We start from the raw sequence: 26544 nt of genomic DNA, 5'->3' as shown, positions 1-26544 counted from the left end.
GGGGAGAACTTTTGCGAAAAGCCCGAGTCTATGTTTGCGAGCCTGAACAATGTCAGTTGCAACACTCCTTCATGCTTAACGAGGAGTGTTCATGCTAACCCAGGAAGAGGATCAGCAGCTTGTCGAGCGCGTACAGCGTGGCGATACGCGAGCATTTGATCTGTTGGTGCTGAAGTATCAGCACAAAATTCTAGGGTTGATCGTGCGATTCGTGCACGACACCCATGAGGCTCAGGACGTTGCACAGGAAGCCTTTATCAAGGCTTACCGTGCTCTCGGAAACTTTCGCGGTGACAGTGCTTTCTATACCTGGCTGTATCGCATCGCCATTAACACGGCGAAAAACTATTTGGTGTCGCGAGGTCGGCGTCCACCGGATAGCGATGTAAGGTCTGAAGACGCGGAGTTCTACGACGGCGATCATGGCCTCAAGGACATCGAGTCGCCGGAACGTGCATTGTTGAGAGATGAGATCGAGGGCACCGTCCATCGGACCATCCAGCTTCTCCCGGAAGATTTACGTACGGCACTAACTTTACGTGAATTCGATGGTCTGAGTTATGAAGACATTGCGAGCGTCATGCAGTGTCCTGTTGGTACCGTGCGCTCTCGGATCTTCCGCGCTCGGGAAGCCATCGATAAAGCCCTGCAGCCGTTGTTGCAGGAATCCTGAGACAGCGGCGATAGCCCAAGAGAGGAACCCGCCATGAGTCGTGAAGCCCTGCAGGAATCGCTGTCCGCGGTACTGGATAACGAAGCGGACGAACTGGAATTACGTCGGGTATTGAATGCCATTGACGATGCCGGTACTCGCGCTACCTGGTCGCGTTACCAAGTTGCTCGTGCAGCTATGCATAAAGAGTTGCTGATCCCGCATCTGGATATTTCGGCTGCTGTATCTGCCGCAATCGCCGATGAAGTCAGCCCGCTCAAAGCAGCACGCGGACCTTGGCGCACGCTGGGTCGTCTGGCCGTTGCAGCGTCGGTTACCGTAGCCGTTCTGGCCGGTGTCCGCCTGTATAACCAGGATGACATTGCCGGTGCGCAACTGGCACAGCAGACCCAGCAGCCTGCCAACCTGACCGTTCCACAAGTGAAAGGCCCTGCCGTACTGGCTGGCTACACTGAAAGTACCGAGCAGGCACCTGGTCCTATGGCCAACGGTGTGCTGCAGGGTGCTGGTCAAGGTGATCAACGTTTGCCTGGCTACCTGCGTCAGCACGCCCAGGAAGCAGCGTTGAAAGGTACTGAAAGCGCTCTGCCTTACGCACGCGCTGCGAGTCTGGAAAACCGTTAAGGAGGATCATGCGAGCCGTCCCTCTACTGCCATTACTGCTTGGTGGATGGCTTGCCCTCCCGGTACAGGCTGATGATGCGCAAGACGCAATCAATCGTCTTGCCAAGGTTGATCAGCAGCAGAGCTATCAAGGCACCTTTGTATACGAACGCAATGGTAGTTTTTCTACCCATCGAATCTGGCACCGCATAGCGGACGGTCAGGTTCAGGAGCGTTTGTTGCAGCTTGATGGTTCTGCTCAGGAAGTTCTGCGTGTTGACGGGCTCACACAGTGCGTCAGCGGCTCCCTGGAAGCAGGTGTAGCCAATCCGGCCGACTCATCTGCCCGCGCATTCGATGTAAAAAGACTTTCCGCTTGGTACGACATAAAAATTGTTGGAAAATCCAGAGTGGCCGGTCGTCAGGCAACTATCGTTGCGCTGTCTCCCAAGGACCAGCATCGATACGGCCTCGAACTTCACCTGGATAACGAAACCGGTCTTGTGCTCAAGTCGCTTCTGTTGAGCGAGAAGGGGCAGTTGCTCGAACGTTTCCAGTTTACCGATCTCGATACCGCTGGCGTTCTGTCTGAGCAAATGCTCAAGACCAGCGTCGACTGCAAGCCCGTGTCTGTGGTGAAAACCAAGCCCGAGCCGTCCATAAGTTCTGTTGCATGGCATTCTGATTGGCTGCCGCCTGGTTTCGAAGTCAGCAGCGGTGGTGTGCGCAAGGACTCTTCCACGCAATCCTCCGTTACCCATCTGATGTATGGCGACGGTCTGGCGCGTTTTTCGGTGTTCATCGAGGCGGTGAAAAGCGGATCTTCCTCGGATATTCGCACCCAGTTAGGCCCGACAGTGGCTGTTTCGCGTCGCCTCACAACGCCGCAGGGTGACATGATGGTGACGGTCGTCGGAGAAATACCGATGGGTACCGCCGAGCGTATAGCCTTGTCGATGCGTTACGACGAATCTCCAGCCAAAAAATAAACATTTGAAGTCACGAATTCCAGGATGTAAAAATTTTCATCCTGGTTTTCAAGAGTCGCCAGGGCGCATTCAACCTGGCCTGGGCGCAGGTACTGAAATGTTTGGTGAGGTTTGCACGTTGCAAAAACTCTGGTTTTTTTCTATAGGTCACAGCCTCGCAGCTTTGGCCTTTTGTCGTTTCCAGAGGCCATGTCGCTGATCCAGGGATGAGCATCGCTGCTTGAGGTCTTTGAGTCAGTTGCTTGTACTGCTTAATTTTTTGCTCGTTACCAACGGGAGCCATATGTCGATACCACGCATGAAATCCTACTTTTCACTGATTGCCGCTGTGCTGATGCTCGGCCAGGTTGCTACGGCTCAAGCCGAGAACCTGCCGGACTTCACCGGGCTGGTCGAGCAGGCCTCGCCTGCAGTGGTGAATATCAGTACGCGCCAGAAACTGCCGGACCGCGCCATAGCCAATCAGCAGATGCCTGATCTGGAAGGCTTGCCGCCCATGCTCCGCGAATTTCTCGAGCGCAGTATGCCGCCAGGTTCGCGTCCGCCGGGAGCAGGCAAGGGTGATCGTCAGCGCGAGGCCCAGTCACTGGGCTCGGGCTTTATCATTTCCCCCGATGGCTACATTCTGACCAACAATCATGTGATCGACGGTGCCGACGAGATTCTTGTGCGCCTGTCTGATCGCAGCGAGCTGAAAGCCAAGCTGGTCGGCACCGATTCGCGTACCGATGTTGCGGTCCTGAAAATCGACGGCAAGGACCTTCCTACAGCCAAACTGGGCAACTCCAATACGCTCAAGGTGGGTGAGTGGGTGCTGGCGATCGGTTCGCCGTTCGGCTTCGATCATTCCGTGACCAAAGGGATCGTCAGTGCCAAGGGCCGCAGTCTGCCAAACGACACATATGTGCCGTTCATTCAGACGGACGTTGCCATCAACCCGGGTAATTCGGGTGGCCCGCTGTTCAACATGGCCGGTGAGGTAGTCGGGATCAATTCGCAGATATTTACCCGCTCGGGTGGTTTCATGGGGCTGTCGTTCGCGATTCCGATTGACGTCGCCATGGACGTGGCCAATCAGCTCAAGGCCAGTGGCAAAGTCAGCCGCGGCTGGCTGGGCGTGGTTATTCAGGAAGTGAACAAGGACCTTGCCGAATCGTTTGGTCTGGACAAGCCTGCCGGTGCGCTGGTTGCCCAGGTGCTTGAAGATGGCCCGGCTGCCAAGGGTGGCCTGCAGGTTGGTGACGTAATTCTGAGTGCCAACGGCCAGCCAATTATCATGTCGGCTGACTTGCCGCACTTGATAGGCAACCTCAAGGACGGCAGCAAGGCCGAACTTGAAGTGATTCGCGACGGCAAGCGTCAGAAGCTGACGGTCACTGTTGGCGCGTTGCCTGATGAAGGTCAGGAAATGGGCGATGTTGCTGGCACAGGCGCCGAACGCAGCAGCAACCGTCTGGGCGTGTCGGTGATCGAACTGACTGCCGAGCAGAAGAAATCCCTGGACCTCAAGGGCGGTGTGGCCATCAAGGAAGTTACAGGTGGTCCGGCTTCGCTGATTGGCCTGCAGCCGGGTGATGTGATCACTCACCTGAACAATCAGGCGATTACCTCCAGTAAGCAGTTCACTGATGTGGCGAAAAGCCTGCCCAAGGATCGCTCTGTCTCGATGCGCGTTCTGCGTCAGGGCCGTGCGACCTTCATCACCTTCAAGCTGTCCGAGTAACAGGTCGGTTTGACCGGGAAGGGTGGCTACGGCCACCCTTTTTTGTGCCTGTTTGTTTACGTTGCGCCTATCCGGGTACCTGTAAGCGTGACGCCTCTTGCTTAGTTCAGGTACAATTCCCGGCTATTTTTCGGCGGGCAATCTGCCTGCAACCTTTTTGAGTGTTGATCCGTGAGTGATTTGAGTCATATCCGCAATTTCTCCATCATCGCCCACATTGACCATGGCAAGTCGACGCTGGCCGACCGCTTCATTCAAATGTGCGGCGGCCTGTCCGAGCGCGAAATGGAAGCCCAGGTGCTCGACTCCATGGATCTTGAGCGCGAGCGCGGGATCACCATCAAGGCCCATAGCGTTACCCTGTATTACAAGGCCAAAGACGGTATCACCTACCAGCTGAACTTCATCGACACCCCCGGGCACGTCGATTTCACCTATGAGGTCAGCCGATCCCTGGCCGCGTGCGAAGGTGCATTGCTGGTGGTCGATGCGGGGCAGGGCGTCGAGGCACAGTCGGTCGCCAATTGCTACACCGCCATCGAGCAGGGCCTTGAGGTCATGCCGGTATTGAACAAGATGGACTTGCCGCAGGCCGATCCGGACCGCGTCAAGGAAGAGATCGAGAAGATCATCGGTATCGACGCCACCGATGCCGTGGCGTGCAGCGCCAAGAGCGGTATGGGCGTGGACGAGGTCCTCGAGCGTCTGGTAGCAACCATTCCCGCACCGACCGGCAACATCGAAGATCCGCTGCAAGCGTTGATCATCGACTCCTGGTTCGACAACTACCTGGGCGTCGTGTCTCTGGTGCGCGTGCGCCACGGTCGCGTCAAGAAAGGCGACAAGATCCTCGTCAAGTCCACCGGCAAGCTGCATCTGGTCGACAGCGTTGGGGTGTTCAACCCCAAGCACACTGCAACCGTTGATCTGAAAGCCGGCGAAGTGGGCTTTATCATTGCCGGTATCAAGGACATTCATGGCGCGCCGGTCGGTGACACCCTGACCCTGAGCACCACGCCCGATGTAGACGTACTGCCCGGTTTCAAGCGTATCCAGCCTCAGGTATATGCAGGCCTGTTCCCGGTCAGCTCGGACGATTTCGAAGACTTCCGTGAAGCCCTGCAAAAGCTGACGCTGAATGACTCTTCGCTGCAATACCTGCCGGAAAGCTCCGATGCACTGGGCTTCGGCTTCCGTTGTGGCTTCCTAGGCATGCTCCACATGGAGATCATCCAGGAGCGTCTTGAGCGTGAATACAATCTCGACCTGATCACCACTGCGCCAACCGTAATCTTCGAGCTGTTGCTGAAGACCGGCGAAACGATTTATGTCGATAACCCGTCCAAGCTGCCTGACCTGTCGGCCATCGAAGACATGCGTGAACCTATCGTTCGCGCAAATATTCTTGTGCCGCAGGAGCACCTGGGCAACGTCATTACGTTGTGTATCGAAAAACGTGGCGTGCAGCACGACATGCTGTTCCTCGGCACCCAGGTTCAGGTGAGCTACGATTTGCCGATGAACGAAGTGGTTCTGGACTTCTTCGATCGTCTCAAGTCTGTCAGCCGCGGTTATGCTTCGCTGGATTATCATTTTGATCGTTACCAGTCGGCCAACCTGGTCAAGCTCGACGTTCTGATCAACGCCGAGAAGGTCGATGCCCTGGCATTGATCGTTCACCGCGACAACGCTCATTACAAAGGGCGTGCGTTGACCGAGAAGATGAAAGAGCTGATCCCTCGACAAATGTTCGACGTGGCAATTCAGGCCGCCATTGGCGGTCAGATCGTGGCCCGGACAACCGTCAAGGCGCTTAGAAAGAACGTACTGGCCAAATGCTACGGCGGCGACGTCAGCCGCAAGCGTAAATTGCTGGAGAAGCAAAAGGCCGGTAAAAAACGCATGAAGCAGGTCGGCAACGTGGAAATTCCACAGGAAGCCTTCCTCGCAGTGCTCAGGTTGGAATAGTCAGGTCCTATGTCACTAAATTTTCCGCTGTTGTTGGTCATCGCTGTGTTCGTCTGTGGCGTGCTTGCACTGATTGATCTGGTCATCCTGGCACCTCGTCGCCGGGCTGCCATTTCGAACTATCAGGGAAGCGTCGGCGAACCTGACATTGCTGTCGTAGAGCGCTTGAACAAAGAGCCTTTGCTGGTCGAGTACGGCAAATCGTTCTTTCCGGTGTTGTTTATCGTGCTGGTGCTTCGTTCGTTTCTGGTAGAGCCGTTCCAGATTCCTTCGGGCTCCATGAAGCCGACGCTGGATGTGGGTGATTTCATTCTGGTCAACAAGTTCGCGTATGGCATCCGCCTGCCAGTACTGGATCAGAAGGTCATCCAGCTCGGTGATCCGCAGCGTGGCGATGTGATGGTGTTCCGCTACCCAAGCGACCCAAGCGTCAACTACATCAAACGTGTCGTCGGTCTGCCGGGTGATCGCATTCGCTACACCAGCGACAAGCGGTTGTTCATCAACGGTGAGCTGGTTGCCAAGAAGCTGATCGGCACCGAGCCCGGTACACTGGGCAGCGCAGAACTGTACGAAGAACAACTGGGCGCAGTCGAACACCAGATCCGTCAGGAAATGAGCCGATACCGCGCGCCGCCTGACAGTGAGTGGACAGTGCCTGCTGCGCACTACTTCATGATGGGCGACAACCGCGACAACTCGAACGACAGCCGTTACTGGGATGATCCCAATATTCCCAAGGACGAACTGGGCATGGTCCCGGACAAGAACATCGTAGGCAAGGCGTTCGCCGTCTGGATGAGCTGGCCGGAACCGAAACTGAGCCACTTCCCTAATTTTGCACGCGTAGGGTTGATCAAGTAATCGATGCGGCGCTGCCTGGAGCAGCGCCGTATGTCATTTGGGCTGACTGGAAACGCCTCTGAACCCTGAGTCGACCCGGTCGGGCAGGCAGTGAACTCTCGAGGTTGAAGTCGAACATGACGTTCTCTACTTCTCAAAAAGGTTTTTCGCTAGTGGGATGGCTGTTGGTGCTGGCGCTTGTCGCGTTTGCGACGAGCACGGCCTTCAAGCTGGTCCCGCATTACCTCGACTACATGACGATGAAGAAAATCATCGAAACGGTCGACACCAATCAGGCCCTGGGCATTACCACGGTCGACGATTTCTACGGTTATGTCGGTAAGAACATGCAGGTCAACAGCATTCGGGATATAGATTTGAACAAGGCGTTGAAAGTGACGGTGGAGAACAATGCGTTCAAGGCTCATTTGAACTATGAGCAGCGTGAACCGTGGTTCCAGAACATCGATCTGGTGATGAAGTTCGACAAGCAATTCAGTGTGGGTAAACCGTGAGCGTATCCTTGAGCCGCCTTGAGCGTCAGCTCGGCTATACCTTCAAGGATCAGGAACTGATGGTCCTGGCCCTGACCCATCGCAGTTTTGCCGGTCGCAACAACGAGCGTCTGGAATTTCTCGGCGATGCCATTCTCAACTTCGTGGCGGGCGAGGCGTTGTTCGAACGCTTTCCTCAGGCCCGCGAAGGCCAGTTGTCGCGCTTGCGCGCGCGCCTGGTAAAGGGTGAAACCCTAGCGTTGCTGGCCCGTGGTTTCGATCTGGGCGAGTACCTTCGTCTGGGTTCCGGCGAGCTGAAAAGCGGTGGTTTCCGTCGCGAGTCGATTCTCGCCGATGCCCTTGAAGCGCTGATCGGGGCGATCTACCTGGACGCAGGCATGGAGGCTGCGCGTGAGCGCGTTCTGGCCTGGCTGACGACCGAGTTCGACAGCCTGACGCTGGTAGATACCAACAAGGACCCCAAGACCCGACTGCAGGAATTTCTCCAGTCGCGGGCCTGCGAACTGCCGCGTTACGAGGTGGTGGATATCCAGGGTGAACCGCATTGCCGGACGTTTTTCGTCGAATGCGAGATCAACCTATTGAATGAAAAAAGCCGAGGACAGGGTGTCAGCCGCCGGATTGCCGAACAGGTAGCCGCAGCAGCAGCACTTATTGCCCTGGGCGTGGAGAACGGTCATGAATGATACAACCGCAACACGCTGTGGCTATGTTGCCATTGTCGGCCGTCCCAACGTAGGCAAGTCCACGCTGCTCAACCATATTCTGGGTCAGAAGCTGGCGATCACCTCGCGCAAGCCACAGACCACGCGTCACAACATGCTCGGAATCAAAACCGAGGGTGCCGTGCAGGCGATCTATGTCGACACCCCCGGCATGCACAAGAATGGCGAGAAAGCGCTCAACCGCTACATGAACAAGACTGCTTCGGCTGCGTTGAAAGACGTCGACGTGGTGATCTTCGTCGTGGATCGCACTCGCTGGACCGACGAAGATCAGATGGTTCTGGAACGTGTTCAGTACGTGCAGGGCCCGGTCATTCTGGCGATCAACAAAACCGATCGCATTGAAGACAAAAGCGATCTGATGCCGCATCTGGAGTGGCTGCAAGGCCAGCTGCCGAATGCGTCCATCGTGCCTATCTCCGCGCAGCATGGCCACAACCTGGAAGCGCTGGAAAGCCTGATTGCCTCGCACTTGCCGGAGAACGATCACTTCTTCCCGGAAGATCAGATCACTGATCGCAGCAGCCGCTTTCTGGCTGCCGAGCTGGTTCGCGAGAAGATCATGCGCCAGTTGGGTGCCGAGCTTCCGTACCAGATCACCGTCGAGATCGAAGAGTTCAAGCAGCAGGGCCGCACCCTGCACATCCATGCGCTGATTCTTGTCGAGCGTGATGGGCAGAAAAAAATCATCATTGGCGACAAGGGCGACCGTATCAAGCGCATCGGCAGTGATGCGCGTCGCGACATGGAGCTGCTGTTCGACTCCAAAGTGATGCTTAACCTGTGGGTCAAGGTCAAAGGTGGCTGGTCCGATGACGAGCGCGCCCTTCGCTCGCTCGGCTACGGCGACCTCTAAGCTGCCCTTTCGCCTGACCCTTCTGCGGTTGGGCGAACACTTCTCTTTCGAGCCAGCCTGATGAGCGCGCCCACCGGCCAACCTGCTTATGTGCTCCACAGCCGTGCGTATCGCGAAAACAGCGCGCTGGTCGATTTTCTCACGCCCCAGGGGCGGCTACGTGCCGTGCTGCGCAGTGCCAAAGGCAAGGCAGGCTCGCTGGCGCGTCCGTTCGTACCGCTTGAAGTCGAGTTTCGAGGACGTGGCGAACTCAAGAATGTCGGGCGCATGGAAAGCGCAGGCGTTGCTACCTGGATGACCGGCGAGGCGCTGTTCAGCGGCATGTACCTCAACGAACTGCTGATTCGCCTGTTGCCTGCCGAAGACCCGCATCCAGCCGTATTCGAACATTACGCCGCCACATTGCTGGCCCTCGCGCTGGGCCGTCCGCTGGAACCGTTGCTGCGTTCGTTCGAATGGCGGTTGCTGGATGATCTGGGCTACGGCTTTGCGATGGACGCCGACATCAACGGCGAACCGCTGGCAATTGATGGCATGTACCGCCTGCAAGTGGATGCCGGGCTTGAGCGTGTTTATCTGCTTCAGCCCGGCCTGTTTCAAGGCGCAGAATTGCTGGCCATGTCCGAAGCGGACTGGAACGTCCCCGGTGCGTTGTCTGCTGCCAAGCGTCTGATGCGTCAGGCGCTGGCTGTGCATCTGGGCGGCCGCCCACTTGTCAGTCGTGAACTGTTTCGCAAGCCTTGATCAGGCTTTATTCTTTACAGCCTGCTTCGATCAGCTCGCCCATTTTTCTGGAGACAACCGTGACCCAAAGCACTCGCATCCTTCTCGGCGTGAACATCGATCATGTAGCCACCTTGCGTCAGGCCCGTGGCACGCGCTATCCGGACCCGGTCAAGGCAGCACTGGACGCCGAAGAGGCAGGTGCCGACGGCATCACCGTTCATCTGCGTGAAGACCGTCGGCATATTCAGGAACGTGACGTCCTTCTGCTCAAGGACGTGCTGCAGACCCGCATGAACTTCGAGATGGGCGTGACCGAGGAAATGCTGGCGTTTGCCGAGCGCATTCGTCCTGCGCATATCTGCCTGGTGCCGGAGACACGCCAGGAACTGACTACCGAAGGCGGGCTGGACGTCGCGGGCCAGGAAGCGCGGATCAAGGCAGCGGTCGAGCGGCTGGCGAAAATAGGCTGCGAGGTCTCGTTGTTTATCGACGCCGATGAGCGCCAGATCGCCGCTTCAAAGCGCGTCGGTGCGCCAGCTATCGAACTGCACACCGGGCGCTATGCCGATGCTCAGACCCCGGCCGAAGTGGCCGAGGAGCTGCAGCGAATAGCCGATGGAGTAGCGTTTGGTCTTGCGCAAGGCCTGATCGTCAATGCCGGCCACGGCCTGCATTATCACAACGTCGAAGCAGTCGCAGCGATCAAGGGCATCAACGAACTGAACATCGGCCACGCGCTGGTAGCTCATGCTCTGTTCGTGGGCTTCAAGGCGGCGGTGGCAGAGATGAAAGCGCTGATCGTGGCAGCCGCTCGGTAGCCCGTCCTGTTCAAGGCTTGCGCCCCACAATCACCGCACGCATTGGCGCTGGCAGTCCTTCGACGGTCTTGCTGTGATCGGTGGGGTCCAGATAGTCGCTCAGTGACTGGAAGCGCATCCATTCGGTGCTGCGCTGTTCCTTGATCGTCGTATGGCTGACGTCGACGCAGCGCACATCGGTGAAGCCTGCGCGGCGCATCCACAGCTCCAGCGCCGGTACTGACGGCAGGAACCATACGTTGCGCATTTGCGCATAACGGTCTTCCGGCACGAGCACCTGATGCACATCGCCGGGGATCACCAGTGTTTCCATCACCAGCTCGCCCCCGTTGACCAGGCAGTCTTTCAACGCCAGCAAATGGTCAATGGGCGATTTGCGGTGATACAGCACGCCCATTGAGAACACCGTATCGAAGCCTTCCAGGTTGGCGGGTAAGTCTTCAAGTGCGAACGGCAGGTGCCAGGCGGGCAGGTCAGGCAGGTAGCGCTGCATGGCCTGAAACTGGCAGAAGAACAGCCAGTTGGGGTCAACACCAATCACGCTGTCAGCCCCGGCACCAAGCATACGCCACTGGTAATAACCGTTGCCGCAACCAACGTCCAGAACCCGTTTGCCCCGCAGATCAAGATGCGGCGATACCCGTGACCACTTCCAGTCCGAGCGCCATTCGGTGTCGATATGCACGCCGAACACATTGAACGGCCCCTTGCGCCACGGCGACAGGCCTAATAATGCCTTGCGCAGCACAGTACGGGTTTCGCCGTTGCACTCGGCTTGCAGGGTAAAACTGTCGAGCAGATCGATTCGCTCGGGCTGCAGGTCCGGAAGCGCATCCAGCGCACTTTGCCAGCGCTGCAAGTCACCATGACCCTTGGCCATTTTGCTGTCGAGCTGGGCTTGCAAGCCGTTGGCCCAGTCAGCCAGAGGGGTTCCCGCCAGACGGCGGACAAGAGGAGCGAGATCAATCATGGCAGGGCAATCAACGAGGTGAAATTAAGGCATTGGAACCAGGGCACCACCTTGGAAAAACCGGCGGCGAGCAGGCGTTGGCGGTGTTCTTCCAGGCTGTCGGGCTTCATCACGTTTTCGATGGCACTGCGCTTCTGGGCAATTTCCAGATCGCTGTAGCCGTTGGCGCGCTTGAAGGCGATGTGCAGATCCGTCAGCAGCGCATGCTCCTGCTCGTCATCAAAACGCAGTTTCTCCGAAAGGATCAACGCGCCGCCTGGCACCAGCGCATCACGAATGCGCCTGAGCAATGTCAGGCGCTGCTCGGGGGCGATGAATTGCAGGGTGAAGTTAAGCGCCACCACCGAGGCGGGTTTGAACTCCAGCGCCAGAATGTCACCCTCGATGACCTGCACCGGCAACAGCTCCTGAAACATGGAGTTCTGCGCATTGAGGTACTCACGGCAGCGTTCGACCATCGCACTGGAATTGTCTATCGCAATGACCTCACAGCCTTCGCTGCGTACATGGCGGCGCAGGGCTTGAGTCACGGCACCCAGCGAACTGCCAAGGTCGTACAGTACGGATTCCGGCTGGGCGAACTGCGCGGCAAGTACTCCGAGGTTTTCGACAATCGTCGGATAGCCGGGTACCGAGCGTTTGATCATGTCCGGGAACACCCGCACGACGTCTTCGTTGAAGGCGAAGTCAGGCACCTGGGCCAGTGGCTGGGCGAAAATGCGGTCGGTTTCTTTGCTCACGGCGGTTCCGGCGAAGGCTTTGAAAAGCGGGCATTCTAGCCAAGTTGTCGCCGTGATGCATGGTGCAGCGCGTGCCTTCGGACAAGCCGCGGGCAAACGGTCAGTTCACCGTGATTGCGCATTCGAAGGTCTGCTCCGGCGCCACTTCCGGAGCCCACGGCTGCTGATAGGTCATCACCAGCCGCCCGGTGCCTGCGTCGGTTGCCTTGTAGCGCCAGACTGACTGCCCGCCGCTGCCGACCATCTCCTTGCTCTCGGCGTTGGCATACACCTCCGGCCCAAGGCTGCGCAGGATGTTCTGCGCCGGGTTCTGGGTCAGCCAGCGAAAGCCGGTGGTCGGGTTGCTGGGCAGGGTGAGGATCAGCGTCTGTCCGCTCTGGAGCGTCAGCGGGCAGTCGTTTTCAGCCTCGATGGACACTATGTTTTTCGGTGTTTGCGCGCAGGCCGTCAGCAGCGCAAGGCTCAACGGTGCAAGGAAACGGGCGGGGGGCATGGCAAGTTCCGGTTTTTGCGAGACGAGGCGCAAGGATAACTGATCGGAGTTTTGGGGGGGAGTACGACAGGTGTCGCCGCTCTGGATAGGGCGTAGAGCGTCCAGAACTGCATTCCCACGCTGGAGCGTGCGGAACGAGAGGCGCCTGATAGAACACCTCTCGTGCCAGTTCAGCGTGGGACATGCGCAGTATCAATCTTTAGAACAACACCTTCACCACGTCTGCAAAGCGCTTGGCAAAGTGAACGGTGATGCCTTCCTTGAGATAGTCCGGCAGTTCTTCGAAGTTGCCACGGTTAGGCTCCGGAAGGATCAATTCGTGGATCTTCTGACGCCGCGCGGCAATGACTTTCTCGCGTACCCCACCGATAGGCAATACGTGCCCGGTCAGGGTCAGTTCGCCGGTCATGGCCACGCCCTTTTTCGGCGGCTGGTTGCGCGCCAGGGACAGCAAGGCGCTGGCCATGGTAACACCCGCGCTAGGGCCATCTTTCGGGGTTGCACCTTCGGGAACGTGTACGTGCACAAACGCCTCATCGAAGAACTTCGCGTCGCCACCAAACTTCGACAGGTTGGCGCTGACGTAGCTGTAGGCGATTTCCGCCGACTCTTTCATCACGTCGCCCAACTGCCCGGTCAGTTTGAAGCCCCGATTCAGGGTGTGGATACGCGTCGCCTCTATCGGCAGCGTAGCGCCGCCCATGCTGGTCCAGGCCAGGCCAGTAATCACACCCGTGCCCGACAGCACTTGTTCACTGCGGAACACCGGCATGCCCAGCGACGCTTCAAGGTCTTTCGGCCCGATCTTGATGACCGAATCCGGCGCATCGAGCAGTTTGACAACCGCTTTGCGCACCAGCTTGCCCAGTTGTTTTTCCAGATGCCGCACACCGGCTTCCCGCGCATAGCCTTCGATGACCGCGCGCAAGGCCGTGTCACTGATGCTCAGCTTACTCTTGGCAACGCCCGCTTTGGCCAACTGCTTGGGCCACAGGTGACGCTTGGCAATCGCCAGCTTTTCTTCGGTGATGTAGCCCGACAGACGAATCACTTCCATCCGGTCCAGCAGCGGGCCAGGGATCGAGTCCAGGGTGTTGGCGGTGCACACGAACAGGACTTTGGAGAGGTCCAGGCGCAGGTCCAGGTAATGATCGAGGAATTCGACGTTCTGTTCCGGGTCCAGGGTTTCCAGCAGCGCAGACGCCGGGTCGCCCTGATAGCTTTGGCCCATCTTGTCGATTTCATCGAGCATGATGACCGGGTTCATTACCTCGACATCTTTGAGCGCCTGCACCAGCTTGCCCGGCTGGGCGCCGATGTAGGTGCGGCGGTGGCCCTTGATTTCGGCCTCGTCGCGCATGCCACCCACACTCAGGCGGTAGAACGGTCGCCCCAGTGATTCGGCAATCGAACGCCCGACGCTGGTCTTGCCCACGCCCGGCGGGCCTACCAGCAAGACGATCGACCCGCTGATCTCACCCTTGTACGCACCCACAGCGAGAAATTCGAGAATCCGCGCCTTGATGTCATCCAGCCCGGCATGGTGTTGATCGAGCACTTTGCTAGCGTGCTTGAGGTCTAGGTTGTCAGCGCCGTAGACACCCCACGGCAACGAACTGGTCCAGTCCAGATAGTTACGCGTCACGGCGTATTCCGGCGAGCCGGTTTCCAGCACCTTGAGTTTGTTGATCTCCTCGTCGAACTTCTTGCGCGCCTGTGGTGGCAGGGTCTTGCCTTCCAGGCGCTGCTCGAACTGCTCGATGTCGGCGCTGCGGTCGTCCTTGCTCAGCCCCAACTCCTGCTGAATGACCTTGAGCTGTTCTTTAAGGAAGAACTGACGCTGATGCTCGCCGATCTTGCGGTTCACCTCGGCAGATATTTCTTTCTGCAAACGTGCGACTTCGACTTCCTTGCGCAGCATCGGCAGGACTTTCTCCATGCGCCTGAGCATCGGCACACAGTCGAGCACTTCCTGCAGTTCGACGCCGGTGGCGGAGGTCAGGGCCGCAGCGAAGTCGGTGAGTGGCGAAGGGTCGTTGGGGCTGAAGCGGTTGAGATAATTCTTCAACTCTTCGCTGTACAGCGGGTTGAGTGGCAACAGCTCCTTGATCGCGTTGATCAAGGCCATGCCGTAGGCCTTCACTTCATCGGTCGGGTCATTGGGCTGCTGCGGGTACTCGACTTCCACCAGATAAGGCGGGCGATGATGCTTGAGCCAGGTGCGGATGCGCACGCGGCTCAAGCCCTGCGCCACGAACTGCAATCGGCCATTTTCGCGGCTGGCGTGGTGAACCTTGACCAGAGTGCCATACTCGGGGAGCGCATCGGTCTTGAAGTGGCGAGGATCTTCCTGCGGGGTGTCCATGAAAAACAGCGCCAGCGAGTGGTGCTCGGACTTGCTGACCAGCTCCAGCGTCTCTGCCCACGGTTCTTCGTTGACAATGACCGGCAAAACCTGCGCCGGGAAGAACGGACGATTGTGGATGGGGATGATGTAAACCTTGTCAGGCAGATTCTGGCCGGGCAAGGCAAGTGAGGTGCTGTCGGAACTCAGAGACACTTCGTGCTCGTCTGCGTCATTGGGCAAATCTGGCGAGTCTGACTGCTGGTCGCTCATGGGGCACCTGAGAAGTTGAACATGCTTCTTAGATGGGGCAGTAGCCCTCAGGTTTCAATAGTCTTGGTCGATAGTCTGTAAAGCGGTTCTAAAACTGCTATTTCATCGCTGTGAGGCCAGCTATTGCTGACCTGAGCTGAATTGTTTATTTGCGGCACCGCCGTTATGGGTTGAATCAGGTATGACCAACGTATTGATCTCGGCATTAGTGGCTGGACTCTGGATGGCATCGGCCGCGACTGCATCGGCTGCCACCTTCACCGCGCAGTTGTTCGACAAGCAGGGCCAGCCCCTCGCGGACGCGGTCGTGACGCTCAAGGGGCCTCCCGGTCCGTCAGCCGTAGCGCTGAAGGCCGCCATGGACCAGCGTGAGCAGGAATTTGCGCCGCATGTACTGGCTGTTCACGTCGGTACTGAAGTCAAATTCCCCAACAGCGACAACATTCGCCACCAGGTCTACTCCTTTTCTCCGGCCAAACGCTTTGAATTGCGTCTTTACGAGGGTACGCCCTCGGACCCGCTGCTGTTCGACAAACCCGGCGTCGTGGTGCTGGGCTGCAACATCCATGACTGGATGGTCGGCTATATCTACGTGACCAACGAGCCGTGGTTTGGTGTGACGGACAGCAACGGCGTGCTGAAATTTGAACAGGTACCAGCCGGACACTACGCCGCCACGCTCTGGCATCCACAAATAGAAGATATGCAGCCGGTGTCGGGTGGCGAGTTCGATGTGCCCGCAGCGGGCCTGTCCCAGCGTTTCAATCTGGCGGTCGAAGTGAAAAACGAAGATAAACCTGTTAAACCCGCACCCGGTGGCTTCGGTGATGCTTTTCACAAGGCCGCACATGAATGAAGTTTAAGGTCAGCTTTCAGGCGCGTATCGCAGGGGTTCTGATTGCCCTGTTGCTGATTGTCGTGGGCGCAGTCTTTCTCGCGGTCAAGGTTGCGACCGGCGATGCAGTGCGAACCCAGGCCCAGGCGCAACTGGAAGTGGGGAGCCGGGTGTTCGAGCGCCTGATCGATTTGCGTGGCAAGCGCCTGCGGGACGCTGTGCAATTGCTCTCGGCCGACTTCGGCTTTCGCGATGCGGTGGCGAGTGCCGACTCGTCGACCATTCGTTCGGTGCTGCTCAACCACGGCAAACGCATCAACGCCAGCGACATGTTCCTGCTGGGCATGGATGGCGTGGTGATTGCCAGCACTGAAACCCAGGTGCCCGAAGGTTCGAGGTTTATCTACGACCAGGCGCTGCGGGGCGCCAAGCGTGCAGGTCAGTCAGTGCTTATCGTCCCTGGCGGTGGAACACCCCACCTGCTGGTAGAAAGTACCGTTCTGGCACCGTTGCCGATTGGCCGCGTGGTCATGGGCTTTACCATCGACAGCGATATTGCCGAAGAGCTGCGTTCGCTCAGCGGGCTGGAAGTGTCTTTTCTCACGGTGGAAAACGGTCAGTCCGGCGATTTGATCAGTACCCAGCCGCCCGCCATGCATGCGGGTCTGGTCGAACTGATGTGCAGTTCTTCAGAGGGGCAGATGCTGCTCACCGAGCAATCGAACCTTAACTTCCTCAGTCAGACGCTGATGCTTGCCAAAAGCGGCAATGGCGGTGACGGACAAGTGATCGCGCTGCTGCAAAGCCCGCTGGACAAGGCCTATCAAGCGTTTGCGCCGCTGGATGAAAAGATTTTCTGGATTTCCATGGCCGCCTTGCTGGCGTCGCTGATCGGCACGCTGGCGCTGGCTCGAAGTGTCTCGCTGCCGGTACGCGCACTGGCAACTGCCGCCAAACGCATCGGTGATGGCGACTATGAAACGCCGGTCACGATGGCCCGCAGCGACGAGTTGGGCATGCTCGCCGACGCGATCAACACCATGCAGCACGGCATCGCCGTGCGTGAAGGGCAGTTGGCGCACAACGCGCTGCACGACAACCTGACCGGGCTGCCCAATCGCGCGCTGGTGATGGAGCGTCTGGGCAGTTCGATTGCGGCAGATCGCCCGGTGGCATTGCTGTACATGGGCATCGAGAACCTTAAAACGATCAGCGAGAGTTCGAATGCAGAGGGCCTTGATCAACTGTTGCGTCAGGTCGGTCAGCGCTTGCAAGGCAACTCGCGGCCCGGCGATACCGTGGCACGCCTGAGCGCCAACGAATTTCTGCTGTTGCTGGACAACACGGCCAGCGACGGCGCAGTCGGTATCGCCGATGCCTTGCAGCACTTGCTCAGCGAGCCGCAGCGTATCGACAACCATGACTACGCGCTCGAATGCTGCATCGGCATCACGGTTTACCCGGAACACGGTGATTCGGCCCAGGAACTGGTCAACCGTGCGGCGATTGCACGCAAGGACGCAACCTTCCTGCCCGGTCGTCTGCAGATCTACCAGGACGGGCGCGATGTTGCTCACCAGCGTCAGATCAGTTTGATCCGCGACCTGCGCAAGGCTCCGCAGAATGGCGAGCTGATGCTCCATTACCAACCCAAACTGGATATCCGCCAGAGCTATGTTCGTCAGGCCGAAGCCCTGCTGCGCTGGACTCACCCGCGCTTTGGCAATGTTTCGCCGGCCGAATTCATTGTGCTCGCCGAGCGCACCGGCAGTATCAACCTGCTGACCAACTGGGTGATCGAAGAAGCCATGCGGCAACTGGCCGAGTGGCGTCAGCGCGGTCTGGTGATGCAGGTATCGGTCAACATTTCCGCGAACGACTTGCTGGGCGACGACCTGGCCGGTTATGTCATGAAACTGCTCAAGCAATACGGGGTGCCTGCCGAACAACTGGTATTCGAGATAACCGAGAGCGCGATCATGAGCGAGCCGGAAAAAGCCCTGGTGGTCCTGCACCGCCTGCGCGACTGCGGCATCAGCCTGTCGGTCGATGATTTCGGCACGGGCTACTCGTCACTGGCGCACTTGAAGCGCCTGCCGGTGCAGGAGCTGAAAATCGACCAGTCCTTCGTACGTGATCTGGACGAGACCAGCGAAGACGCTGTGATCGTGCGCTCGACCATCGAGATGAGCCATAACCTGGGGCTCAAGGTGGTTGCCGAGGGTGTCGAGTACCAACACAGTCTGGACCTGCTCCGGCGTTGGCATTGCGATACGGCCCAGGGTTACCTGATCAGTCGGCCGCTGACAGCGTCAGCATTCGAGGCATGGATTGCTACCTATCAGGCATCACCCAGTCTTATGGTGAATTAATCCATGTCCTACAAGACATCATTACTGTTGGGTTATCTGTTGGCGGGCGTGGCAGGGGGTGTCCCGGCGCTCGCGCTGGGCGACAACGGCCGGTTGATTGCCACGGGCGGCGCGACCAGCATTGAAGGCAGCGCCGGTGGCGGTATCACCCCATGGGCGGTGATCACCGGTTACAGCGAACAGGGCGAGTGGGGCGCGACAGCCTTCGCCACGCACGTCAATCTGCCCGACTACAACCTTGATGTGGCAGGCCTCGCCGTCGCCTATGGCAATCGCATCGAGTTTTCCTATGCCCACCAACGCTTCGATATCAGCAACCTGCAGCACAGGCTCAGCCTGCCGGACGACAACCTCAGTCAGGACGTGTTCGGCGTCAAAGTGCGCCTGTTCGGCGACCTGATCTATGAAAGCCTGCCACAGGTTTCGCTGGGCGTGCAGTACAAGCATCAGAACGATTTCCTGATCCCGAGTCTGGTGGGGGCCAAGCGTGATTCGGATGTCGAAGGGTATCTGACGGCCAGTCGGTTGTTCATGGGCGCGGCGTTTGGCTACAACGTCGTGATCAACGGTGGTGTGCGTTACAGCCGCGCGAACGAAACCGGCCTGCTCGGGTTTGGCGGGGACCGGCGTGACAGCCGCAGTCTGCTCAAGGAGGGTTCGGCAGCAGTGCTGTTCAATCCGCGCTGGGCACTGGGCGTTGAGTACCGTGAAAAGCCCGACAACCTGTCGTTTGCTGGCGAGAGTGATTGGGCCGATGTGTTTCTCGGTTATTTCCCCAACAAACACGTGTCCGTAGTACTGGCCTACGCCCGATTGGGTGAAATCGCCACGCTGGACAACCAGAACGGCACGTATCTGTCTGTACAGGGGAATTTCTGATGAGGAGTTTGCTGATATGTCTGATGCTGACGGTATTGGCCGGATGCGCCCAGCAGCCGCCCGGGGATGACAGCCTCTATCAAGACTTGGGCCAGCGTGCCGGCATCCAGCGCATCGTCGAGGGCATGCTGCTGAACATCGCCAAGGATGAGCGCATTGTCGAGCACTTCAAGAAGGTTAATATCGTGCGTTTGCGCGACAAACTGGTCGAACAGCTCTGTGTCGAAGCGGGCGGTCCGTGCCGTTACACCGGCGACAGTATGGCCGAGTCCCACAAGGGCCAGAACCTCACCCCGAGCGACTTCAATGCGCTTGTCGAAAACCTGATAGCAGCGATGGACACCGAGAACGTTCCGGTTCCGGTCCAGAACCGTTTGATCGCCCGGTTGGCACCAATGCGTGGCGACGTGGTTGGTAAGTAATTCGTAGCCTTTAAATGCACTCTAACTATCGTGCCAATGCTTCGCGTTGGCATGTCGTTCGTGACGCTCCGCATCACAAATCGTCGCCGCACCGCGCGTCCAGAACAGCGTTCCCACTGGAGCGTGTGCAATGAGTCTTCCAGCCACGTCTCAACTCAACCGCGTCAGGTACCCCGGCACTTCCTGCTCCGGCAAAACCGACAGCACTTTCAGGCGCTGGAGCATGCGCTGCCGGGCGCGTTGCAGGTGTTCCTTGAGGTTCAAGGCCGCAGCGTCGAAAGCACCGTGCAGCAATAACTCAATGATCAGCCGGTGCTCGGCCAGCATCGCTTCATCCGCGCCAATGCCCAGCAGCCGGTAGAAAATCCGGTTGATGATCATCGGGCTTTGCGCCTGGCTGATCAGGGTCGCGATCTTGCGGTTTTGCAGGCCGCCCAGACACTGCTGATGCAGGTCGTCCTCAAGGCGCTCTATCTCCTCCAGGCTGCACTGTTCGGCGTTTTGCGCCTGAATGACTCTGGTCAGCATGGCGTCCAGGGTTTCGCGACTCAACTGCGGCGCGGTCTGGCGCAGGGCTTCAGGCTCAAGGCAGGCGCGCAGTTCGTAGTCTTCGGTGATTTCCCGGGCCGTCAGCGGCCCTGCCAGCCACTGTGAGTAAGGCTCTTTTTCCACCAGGCCGCGGTCACGCAAACGCATCAGCGCCTCGCGAACCACGGCACGGCTGACGCCGTAATGCTGCGCGGCGTTTTGTTCATCGAGCCGATAATGACCAAAAGCGATACAGGCCGACAGCGCCGCGCCGATCTCGTCATGAATTCGTTCGCCGAGTGGGCGGGTGTCGACCAGCTCTTCGCTGCTGTCCAGCCCGAACTGCTTGTGGCTAAGACTCAACCGCAACGGCTCGACTTCCCCGGCGTCAGGATTGACCAGATAACCTCGGCCATCAAAGCGGCTGATCAAGCCTTCTTCATGCAGCAGATTGAGCGCCTTGCGCACTGGCACCCGGCTAGTGCCGAACAGTTCTGCCAGCGGTGCTTCAAGCAGCACCAGTCCATTGGCAGCCGCACCCGAGACGATTGCGTTACGCAACACCTCACGGATCGTGGCGTAACGCGACGCGGTGCGCGTGTCCTCTTCTGACATCGGTTTCATACACTTCTGGCGGTTGACGGGCAATTCTCGCACAGATGCGCCGTTGTCACCCTGGGCCACGTCCTGATGCTCGCTCATGGGGCCACCGTTACTTTTTTGCACTGAAATGTACCTTTTGTAAAAGATACATTATTTCTTTATGAAGCTCTGGTGTTCGGCTCAAGCATTGCCGAAACGGATTTAGTCATTTGCGGAGAGAGTTCTAGGACGGCGGTCCCAGCCCGAAGGGACCTGATCTCTGGCGCGGCCGAAAGTCTGTTAGTACAGATTGGCATGGAATCTGCCTTTGTTAAATGTACATTTTACTAATAAGTACATTTTAAAGGTCCGATGCCCATGATTGATACAGGAAGTCACAGCGTTACTCGTGATGCCTGCGCAATGGCTGAGGACTTCGCTCAGGGGCGCAGTGACCCGATTCAGGTTCTGGACAAGGCCCTGCAGCAGGCAGCTCAGGTTGACCATGTATTCATTTCCATGAGTGTCGAACGTGCCTATAGGGAAGCCGAAGCCAGCACTGCCCGCTGGAAACACGGGCAGCCACTGAGCCCGTTCGATGGGGTGCCGATCGCCTGGAAGGATCTGTTCGACGTAGCTGGTTGCGTGACAACGGCCGGTGCCGCCTTGCGCAACAACCTTTCGCCGGCACTGCTTGATGCGCCGAGCGTCGGGCTGCTGGCGCGTTCCGGGATGGTCAGTCTGGGTAAGACCAACCTCAGCGAATTCGCTTATTCCGGGCTGGGCCTGAACCCGCATTTTGGTACACCGGTCAACCCGATGAGCGATCGCACGCCGCGCATTCCCGGCGGCTCTTCTTCAGGTTCGGCAGTCGCAGTGGCTGCCGGGATTGTGCCGATTGCCATGGGCACCGATACCGCAGGTTCGATTCGTATTCCGGCCGCGCTTAACGGTCTTGTAGGGTTTCGCAGCACCAGCCGCCGCTACAGTCGCGACGGTGTGTTCCCGCTGGCGCTGACACTTGACAGTGTCGGTCCGCTGACCCGCAGCGTGCGTGATGCGCTGGTGATCGATGACCTGCTGTGTGCGCGCAACAAGCCTTCGTCATTGCTGCCTCGCAGTGTGGCCACCCAGCGGTTTCTGGTCGACAAGGCCGTGCTGGAAGACCCGCGTGTCGAGCCTGCGGTTCGTGAAAATCTGTTTCGTGTCATCGGCATCCTGCATGACCACGGTGCTTTTGTTGACGTGCGCCCCTGTCAGGCATTTCAGGCCACCTTGCAGTTGATTCAGCAGAAGGGCTGGCTTGGCGCTGCCGAAGCATTTGCGCTGCATCAGTCGTTGCTCGACAGCGACGCCGCCAGCCAGCTCGACCCCAGAGTGCGCAAGCGCCTGGAGGCGGCACGGCATATGCCCGCCAGCCTGCTGGTAAATCTGTACGCCGCGCGCGAACGCTTGCAGGAGCAATTGACCCTCGAACTCGATGGTGCGCTGCTGATCACCCCAACCGTTGCTCACGTTGCGCCGCCGCTCGCGCAGTTGTTGAGCGACGAAGATCTGTTCATTCAAACCAACCTCGCCACGCTGCGCCTGACCATGCCCGGCAGCCTGCTTAATATGCCCGGCGTGTCACTGCCCAGCGGCTGCGATGCCTCGGGCCTGCCCACCGGGCTGTTGCTCAGCGCTCCGGCGGGAGAGGACGCACGCCTGTTGCGCGCGGCTCTGACGGTGGAGTCGTTGCTCAACCAACCTTGAAAACAAGCACTTTGAAAGCAGGCACCTGAACACTGCAAACCGGCACGCGTGCTGAACACCGCGTAGCCGTTCTGATTAACCAGCGGGAGAAGCAAGATGGCCAAAGAAATTCTGTGTGCGTTTGGTGTAGATGTCGATGCCGTCGCGGGCTGGCTCGGCTCGTATGGCGGCGAAGATTCGCCGGACGATATCTCGCGCGGGCTGTTCGCCGGGGAAGTCGGTGCGCCACGTTTGCTCAAGCTGTTCGAGCGTTATGGCCTGCGCACCACCTGGTTCATTCCGGGGCATTCGATGGAAACGTTCCCGGAGCAGATGAAGGCCGTGGCCGACGCCGGGCATGAAATCGGCGTACACGGTTACAGCCATGAAAACCCGATTGCCATGACCCCGGAGCAGGAAGAGATCGTCCTCGACAAATCCATCGACCTGATCACGCAAATGACCGGCAAGCGCCCGACCGGCTACGTCGCACCCTGGTGGGAATTCAGCAACGTCACCAACGAGCTGCTGCTCAAGAAAGGCATCAAGTACGACCACAGCCTGATGCACAACGACTTTCATCCTTACTACGTTCGTGTGGGCGACAAGTGGACCAAAATTGACTACAGCCAGCATCCGGACACCTGGATGAAACCTCTGGTGCGCGGTGAAGAAACCGACCTGGTGGAAATTCCGGCCAACTGGTACCTGGACGACCTGCCACCGATGATGTTCATCAAGAAGGCACCCAACAGCCACGGTTTCGTCAACCCCCGGCACCTGGAAGAGATGTGGCGCGACCAGTTCGACTGGGTCTATCGCGAGCATGAACACGCCGTATTCACCATGACCATTCACCCGGACGTGTCTGGTCGCCCGCAAGTGCTGCTGATGCTGGAGCGCTTGATCGAGCACATTCAAAGCCATGCAGGCGTCAAGTTCGTCACTTTCGACGAGATTGCCGACGACTTCGTGCGTCGCAACCCCCGTACCCGTTGATACATTGCCCTGTCCGAGGCGTCACTCATGTCCATTTACAACAAGCTCGACCTGACCGGCTGGAAACCTGAGCAATTGACTCCGGAGCAAGTACGGTTCGCCACATGGATTGCGTTTTTCGCGTGGGTGTTTGCGGTATATGACTTCATTCTGTTTGGCACGCTGTTACCGGAGATCGGTCGGCACTTCAGCTGGAGTGAGGTCGAACAGGCCGAAATCGCGACCTGGGTCGCGGTCGGCACAGCGGTGGTGGCACTTGCCATCGGTCCGCTGGTAGATCGCCTGGGACGGCGCGTGGGTATCATTTTCACCGTGAGCGGTTCGGCGATCTGCTCGGCGCTCACGGCCATCGGCGGATCTTGGGGCAAGTCCCCGCTGATCCTGATTCGTTCGCTGGGCGGTTTGGGTTATGCCGAAGAAACGGTCAACGCGACCTATCTGAGCGAAATCTACGCGGCATCCGACGACCCGCGTCTGGCCAAGCGCCGTGGCTTCATCTACAGCCTGGTGCAGGGTGGCTGGCCGGTCGGCGCTTTGATCGCAGCAGGGCTGACCGCTGTGCTGCTGCCGATCATTGGCTGGCAGGGTTGCTTCGTGTTCGCGGCCATCCCGGCCATCGTCATCGCGATCATGGCGCGCAAGCTCAAAGAGAGCCCGCAGTTCCAGATCCATCAACGCATCACCCAACTGCGCAAGAAAGGCGACGTGAGCCAGGCACAGGCTGTGGCGCAAACCTATGGGGTCGATTACGACGAGCACAGCAAAGCGGGCATCGGTGCTGCCTTCCGGGGTTCTTCGCGTCGCGCCACGCTGGTGATCGGTGCTGCGATCCTGCTCAACTGGGCAGCGATTCAAGTGTTCAGCGTGCTGGGCACGACGGTGATCGTCAGCGTTCACCACATCTCGTTCGAGAACTCGCTGATCATTCTGGTGCTGTCCAACCTGGTGGGTTATTGCGGTTACCTGTGTCACGGCTGGATGGGGGACCGCATCGGTCGTCGTAACGTGATCGGTCTTGGCTGGATGCTGGGTGGTCTGGCGTTCGCCGGCATGCTCTACGGGCCGAGCAACATGGTGACGGTCGTTGGCTTGTACAGCCTTGGCCTGTTCTTCCTGATCGGCCCTTACTCGGCGGCCTTGTTCTTCATCAGCGAAAGCTTCCCGACCAGCATTCGTGCAACGGGCGGCGCAATCATTCACGCCATGGGCCCGCTCGGTGCTGTAGTCGCGGGCTTTGGTGCCACGTCGGTATTGAGTGCGGGCGGAGACTGGCAGACCTCGGCGCTGTATTTCGGCGCGCTGCCTTGCTTCCTGTCGGGTGCACTGATGTTTGCGGCCAGGCATGTGCGGCCTGAAACCGTGAAATGAGGAGCAACACATGATTCGTAAAGTTGCAGTAGTAACCGGTGCCGCCAGCGGCATCGGCCAGGCGCTGGCAGTGGCTTTCGCCCGCAACGGTGTGGCGGTGGCCGGCGGGTTCTATCCGGCTGACCCGCATGACCCGAATGAAACCCGCAGGCTGGTGGAGGCGGCGGGTGGCGAATGCCTGATGCTGCCGCTGGACGTGACCAGCACCGAGTCGGTCGACGATCTGGCCGCGGCTGCGATCAAGGCCTATGGCCGAATCGATTACGCAGTGGCCAATGCCGGACTGTTGCGTCGTGCGCCGTTGCTGGAAATGACCGACGAACGCTGGGACGAAATGCTCGACGTCGACCTGACCGGTGTGATGCGTACTTTCCGCGCCGCCGCCCGGCATATGGGCGAGGGCGGTTCGCTGGTGGCGATCTCATCGATTGCCGGTGGTGTCTACGGCTGGCAGGACCATTCCCATTACGCAGCCGCCAAGGCGGGCGTACCAGGGCTGTGTCGCTCGTTGGCGGTGGAGCTGGCGCCCAAGGGCATCCGCTGCAATGCGGTGATTCCCGGTTTGATCGAAACGCCGCAGTCGCTGGACAGCAATAACTCGCTGGGCCCTGAGGGTCTGGCGCAGGCGGCCAAAGCCATCCCGCTGGGCAGAGTCGGCCGAGCGGACGAAGTCGCTGCGCTGGTACGTTTTCTGTGCAGCGACGAAGCCAGTTACCTGACCGGGCAAAGCATCGTGATCGACGGCGGCCTGACCGTGCGCTGGCCGGGATAGATCGCGCAAATTCAACCAAGGAACCCGACCCATGCAACAGCTCAAACAAAAACGTGCGGTGATCACCGGTGCAGGCAGCGGCATTGGTGCTGCCATCGCGCTTGCCTACGCGACTGAAGGTGCGCACCTGGTGCTGGGCGATCGTGATCCGGTCAATCTGGCCAAGGTTGCCGAACGCTGTCGTCAGCTCGGCGCACAGGTGCACGAATGTGTGGCCGACGTCGGCATCGTCGAGGGTGCGCAGGCCAGTGTCGATGCCTGCGTCGAGCATTTTGGCGGCATCGACATTCTAGTCAATAACGCTGGCATGCTGACCCAGGCACGTTGCGTCGACCTGAGCATCGAGATGTGGAACGACATGCTGCGCGTCGACCTTACCAGCGTATTCGTGGCCAGCCAGCGCGCCTTGCCGCACATGATTGCCCAGCGTTGGGGGCGCATTATCAATGTCGCCTCGCAACTGGGCATCAAAGGCGGTGCCGAGCTGACCCATTACGCCGCTGCCAAAGCCGGGGTGATCGGCTTCAGCAAGTCCCTGGCGCTGGAAGTCGCCAAGGACAACGTGCTGGTCAACGCTATCGCTCCCGGTCCTATCGAAACACCGCTGGTCGCCGGGATCAGCAGCGCGTGGAAAACCGCCAAGGCCGCAGAGTTGCCGCTGGGGCGTTTCGGTCTGGCCGAGGAAGTTGCGCCGGTGGCTGTGCTGCTGGCCAGCGAGCCGGGTGGCAACCTGTTTGTCGGCCAGACGCTTGGCCCCAATTCCGGCGATGTCATGCCATGAGCAAACTGCTGGAGAA

General features: G+C 58.8%; 25 protein-coding genes. 20 read left to right on the top strand and 5 right to left on the bottom strand.

Annotated elements, in window-relative coordinates; translation table 11 throughout:
- The first annotated feature begins 91 nt into the window (after window positions 1–91).
- The 11 genes from rpoE (at window position 92) to pdxJ (ending at window position 10439) form a co-directional block, all read left to right on the top strand.
- The gene (gene rpoE, locus RGM3321_RS17220; protein ID WP_002554912.1) at window positions 92–673 is read left to right on the top strand and encodes an RNA polymerase sigma factor RpoE; all 582 of its coding nucleotides are present in this window, start codon (window positions 92–94) and stop codon (window positions 671–673) included.
- Between the two features lie 33 nt (window positions 674–706).
- Entirely contained in the window at window positions 707–1297 is a 591-nt protein-coding gene (locus RGM3321_RS17215; RefSeq protein ID WP_244394065.1) for an anti sigma-E factor RseA C-terminal domain-containing protein, read from the top strand.
- Between the two features lie 8 nt (window positions 1298–1305).
- Window positions 1306–2265 carry a MucB/RseB C-terminal domain-containing protein gene (locus RGM3321_RS17210; RefSeq protein WP_244394064.1) on the top strand — a complete coding sequence of 320 codons (960 nt, stop codon included), beginning with the start codon at window positions 1306–1308 and terminating at the stop codon, window positions 2263–2265.
- Window positions 2266–2563: 298 nt separating this feature from the next.
- Window positions 2564–3988 carry a DegQ family serine endoprotease gene (locus RGM3321_RS17205; RefSeq protein WP_244394084.1) on the top strand — a complete coding sequence of 475 codons (1425 nt, stop codon included), beginning with the start codon at window positions 2564–2566 and terminating at the stop codon, window positions 3986–3988.
- Between the two features lie 171 nt (window positions 3989–4159).
- Entirely contained in the window at window positions 4160–5956 is a 1797-nt protein-coding gene (gene lepA, locus RGM3321_RS17200; protein WP_057455072.1) for a translation elongation factor 4, read from the top strand.
- Window positions 5957–5965: 9 nt separating this feature from the next.
- Window positions 5966–6820, top strand: a complete 855-nt coding sequence (lepB, locus tag RGM3321_RS17195; RefSeq protein ID WP_002554908.1) for a signal peptidase I — start codon at window positions 5966–5968, stop codon at window positions 6818–6820.
- Window positions 6821–6936: 116 nt separating this feature from the next.
- Window positions 6937–7314 (top strand): DUF4845 domain-containing protein, encoded by a 378-nt coding sequence (locus tag RGM3321_RS17190; protein WP_244394063.1) that lies wholly within the window; start codon window positions 6937–6939, stop codon window positions 7312–7314.
- Entirely contained in the window at window positions 7311–8000 is a 690-nt protein-coding gene (gene rnc, locus RGM3321_RS17185) for a ribonuclease III (RefSeq protein ID WP_002554906.1), read from the top strand. Before RGM3321_RS17190 ends, rnc begins: the two co-directional genes overlap by 4 nt.
- Window positions 7993–8895 carry a GTPase Era gene (era, locus tag RGM3321_RS17180; protein WP_003363707.1) on the top strand — a complete coding sequence of 301 codons (903 nt, stop codon included), beginning with the start codon at window positions 7993–7995 and terminating at the stop codon, window positions 8893–8895. The genes rnc and era overlap by 8 nt, the downstream gene beginning before the upstream one ends.
- A gap of 60 nt (window positions 8896–8955) precedes the next feature.
- Window positions 8956–9639, top strand: coding sequence for a DNA repair protein RecO (recO, locus tag RGM3321_RS17175; protein ID WP_244394062.1), 684 nt, complete (start codon window positions 8956–8958; stop codon window positions 9637–9639).
- A gap of 59 nt (window positions 9640–9698) precedes the next feature.
- A complete protein-coding gene (gene pdxJ / locus RGM3321_RS17170) occupies window positions 9699–10439 on the top strand; it encodes a pyridoxine 5'-phosphate synthase (protein WP_244394061.1) in 741 nt (246 codons plus the stop codon).
- A gap of 10 nt (window positions 10440–10449) precedes the next feature.
- Here pdxJ and cmoB read toward each other — a convergent pair whose 3' ends face one another.
- The 4 genes from cmoB to lon form a co-directional block, all read right to left on the bottom strand.
- Window positions 10450–11409 (bottom strand): tRNA 5-methoxyuridine(34)/uridine 5-oxyacetic acid(34) synthase CmoB, encoded by a 960-nt coding sequence (gene cmoB / locus RGM3321_RS17165; RefSeq protein ID WP_244394060.1) that lies wholly within the window; start codon window positions 11407–11409, stop codon window positions 10450–10452.
- A complete protein-coding gene (cmoA, locus tag RGM3321_RS17160; protein ID WP_244394059.1) occupies window positions 11406–12149 on the bottom strand; it encodes a carboxy-S-adenosyl-L-methionine synthase CmoA in 744 nt (247 codons plus the stop codon). The genes cmoB and cmoA overlap by 4 nt, the downstream gene beginning before the upstream one ends.
- Before the next feature lie 100 nt (window positions 12150–12249).
- Complete coding sequence (locus RGM3321_RS17155) at window positions 12250–12642, bottom strand: protease inhibitor I42 family protein (protein ID WP_058887083.1); 393 nt, start codon at window positions 12640–12642, stop codon at window positions 12250–12252.
- Between the two features lie 199 nt (window positions 12643–12841).
- Window positions 12842–15259 carry an endopeptidase La gene (gene lon / locus RGM3321_RS17150; RefSeq protein WP_244394058.1) on the bottom strand — a complete coding sequence of 806 codons (2418 nt, stop codon included), beginning with the start codon at window positions 15257–15259 and terminating at the stop codon, window positions 12842–12844.
- Window positions 15260–15440: 181 nt separating this feature from the next.
- Here lon and RGM3321_RS17145 point away from each other — a divergent pair, with 181 nt between their 5' ends.
- Genes RGM3321_RS17145 through RGM3321_RS17130 form a run of 4 tightly spaced genes read left to right on the top strand, consistent with a single transcriptional unit; the run spans window position 15441 to window position 19767 of the window.
- Entirely contained in the window at window positions 15441–16115 is a 675-nt protein-coding gene (locus RGM3321_RS17145; RefSeq protein ID WP_244394057.1) for a methylamine utilization protein, read from the top strand.
- Window positions 16112–18466, top strand: a complete 2355-nt coding sequence (locus RGM3321_RS17140; RefSeq protein WP_244394056.1) for an EAL domain-containing protein — start codon at window positions 16112–16114, stop codon at window positions 18464–18466. Before RGM3321_RS17145 ends, RGM3321_RS17140 begins: the two co-directional genes overlap by 4 nt.
- A 3-nt stretch (window positions 18467–18469) precedes the next feature.
- Window positions 18470–19345 (top strand): DUF3034 family protein, encoded by an 876-nt coding sequence (locus tag RGM3321_RS17135; RefSeq protein WP_244394055.1) that lies wholly within the window; start codon window positions 18470–18472, stop codon window positions 19343–19345.
- A complete protein-coding gene (locus RGM3321_RS17130) occupies window positions 19345–19767 on the top strand; it encodes a group 1 truncated hemoglobin (protein WP_244394054.1) in 423 nt (140 codons plus the stop codon). Before RGM3321_RS17135 ends, RGM3321_RS17130 begins: the two co-directional genes overlap by 1 nt.
- 150 nt (window positions 19768–19917) lie before the next feature.
- Here RGM3321_RS17130 and RGM3321_RS17125 read toward each other — a convergent pair whose 3' ends face one another.
- Window positions 19918–20919 (bottom strand): GntR family transcriptional regulator, encoded by a 1002-nt coding sequence (locus RGM3321_RS17125; protein ID WP_244394083.1) that lies wholly within the window; start codon window positions 20917–20919, stop codon window positions 19918–19920.
- A 336-nt stretch (window positions 20920–21255) separates the two neighbouring features.
- Here RGM3321_RS17125 and RGM3321_RS17120 point away from each other — a divergent pair, with 336 nt between their 5' ends.
- The 5 genes from RGM3321_RS17120 (at window position 21256) to RGM3321_RS17100 (ending at window position 26528) form a co-directional block, all read left to right on the top strand.
- Window positions 21256–22629 carry an amidase gene (locus RGM3321_RS17120; protein WP_244394053.1) on the top strand — a complete coding sequence of 458 codons (1374 nt, stop codon included), beginning with the start codon at window positions 21256–21258 and terminating at the stop codon, window positions 22627–22629.
- A 96-nt stretch (window positions 22630–22725) separates the two neighbouring features.
- Entirely contained in the window at window positions 22726–23607 is an 882-nt protein-coding gene (locus tag RGM3321_RS17115; RefSeq protein WP_002554892.1) for a polysaccharide deacetylase, read from the top strand.
- 27 nt (window positions 23608–23634) lie between these two features.
- Window positions 23635–24975 carry an MFS transporter gene (locus RGM3321_RS17110; protein ID WP_058400827.1) on the top strand — a complete coding sequence of 447 codons (1341 nt, stop codon included), beginning with the start codon at window positions 23635–23637 and terminating at the stop codon, window positions 24973–24975.
- Between the two features lie 10 nt (window positions 24976–24985).
- The gene (locus tag RGM3321_RS17105; RefSeq protein ID WP_244394052.1) at window positions 24986–25747 is read left to right on the top strand and encodes an SDR family oxidoreductase; all 762 of its coding nucleotides are present in this window, start codon (window positions 24986–24988) and stop codon (window positions 25745–25747) included.
- A gap of 31 nt (window positions 25748–25778) precedes the next feature.
- Window positions 25779–26528 (top strand): SDR family NAD(P)-dependent oxidoreductase, encoded by a 750-nt coding sequence (locus RGM3321_RS17100; RefSeq protein WP_244394051.1) that lies wholly within the window; start codon window positions 25779–25781, stop codon window positions 26526–26528.
- The last annotated feature ends 16 nt before the right edge of the window (window positions 26529–26544 follow it).

Origin of the sequence: Pseudomonas sp. RGM 3321, from assembly GCF_022836805.1 — a bacterium.
Classification (GTDB): domain Bacteria; phylum Pseudomonadota; class Gammaproteobacteria; order Pseudomonadales; family Pseudomonadaceae; genus Aquipseudomonas.
Note: the sequence above shows the minus strand (reverse complement) of the source record. Positions and strands in the feature narration are given on the sequence as shown.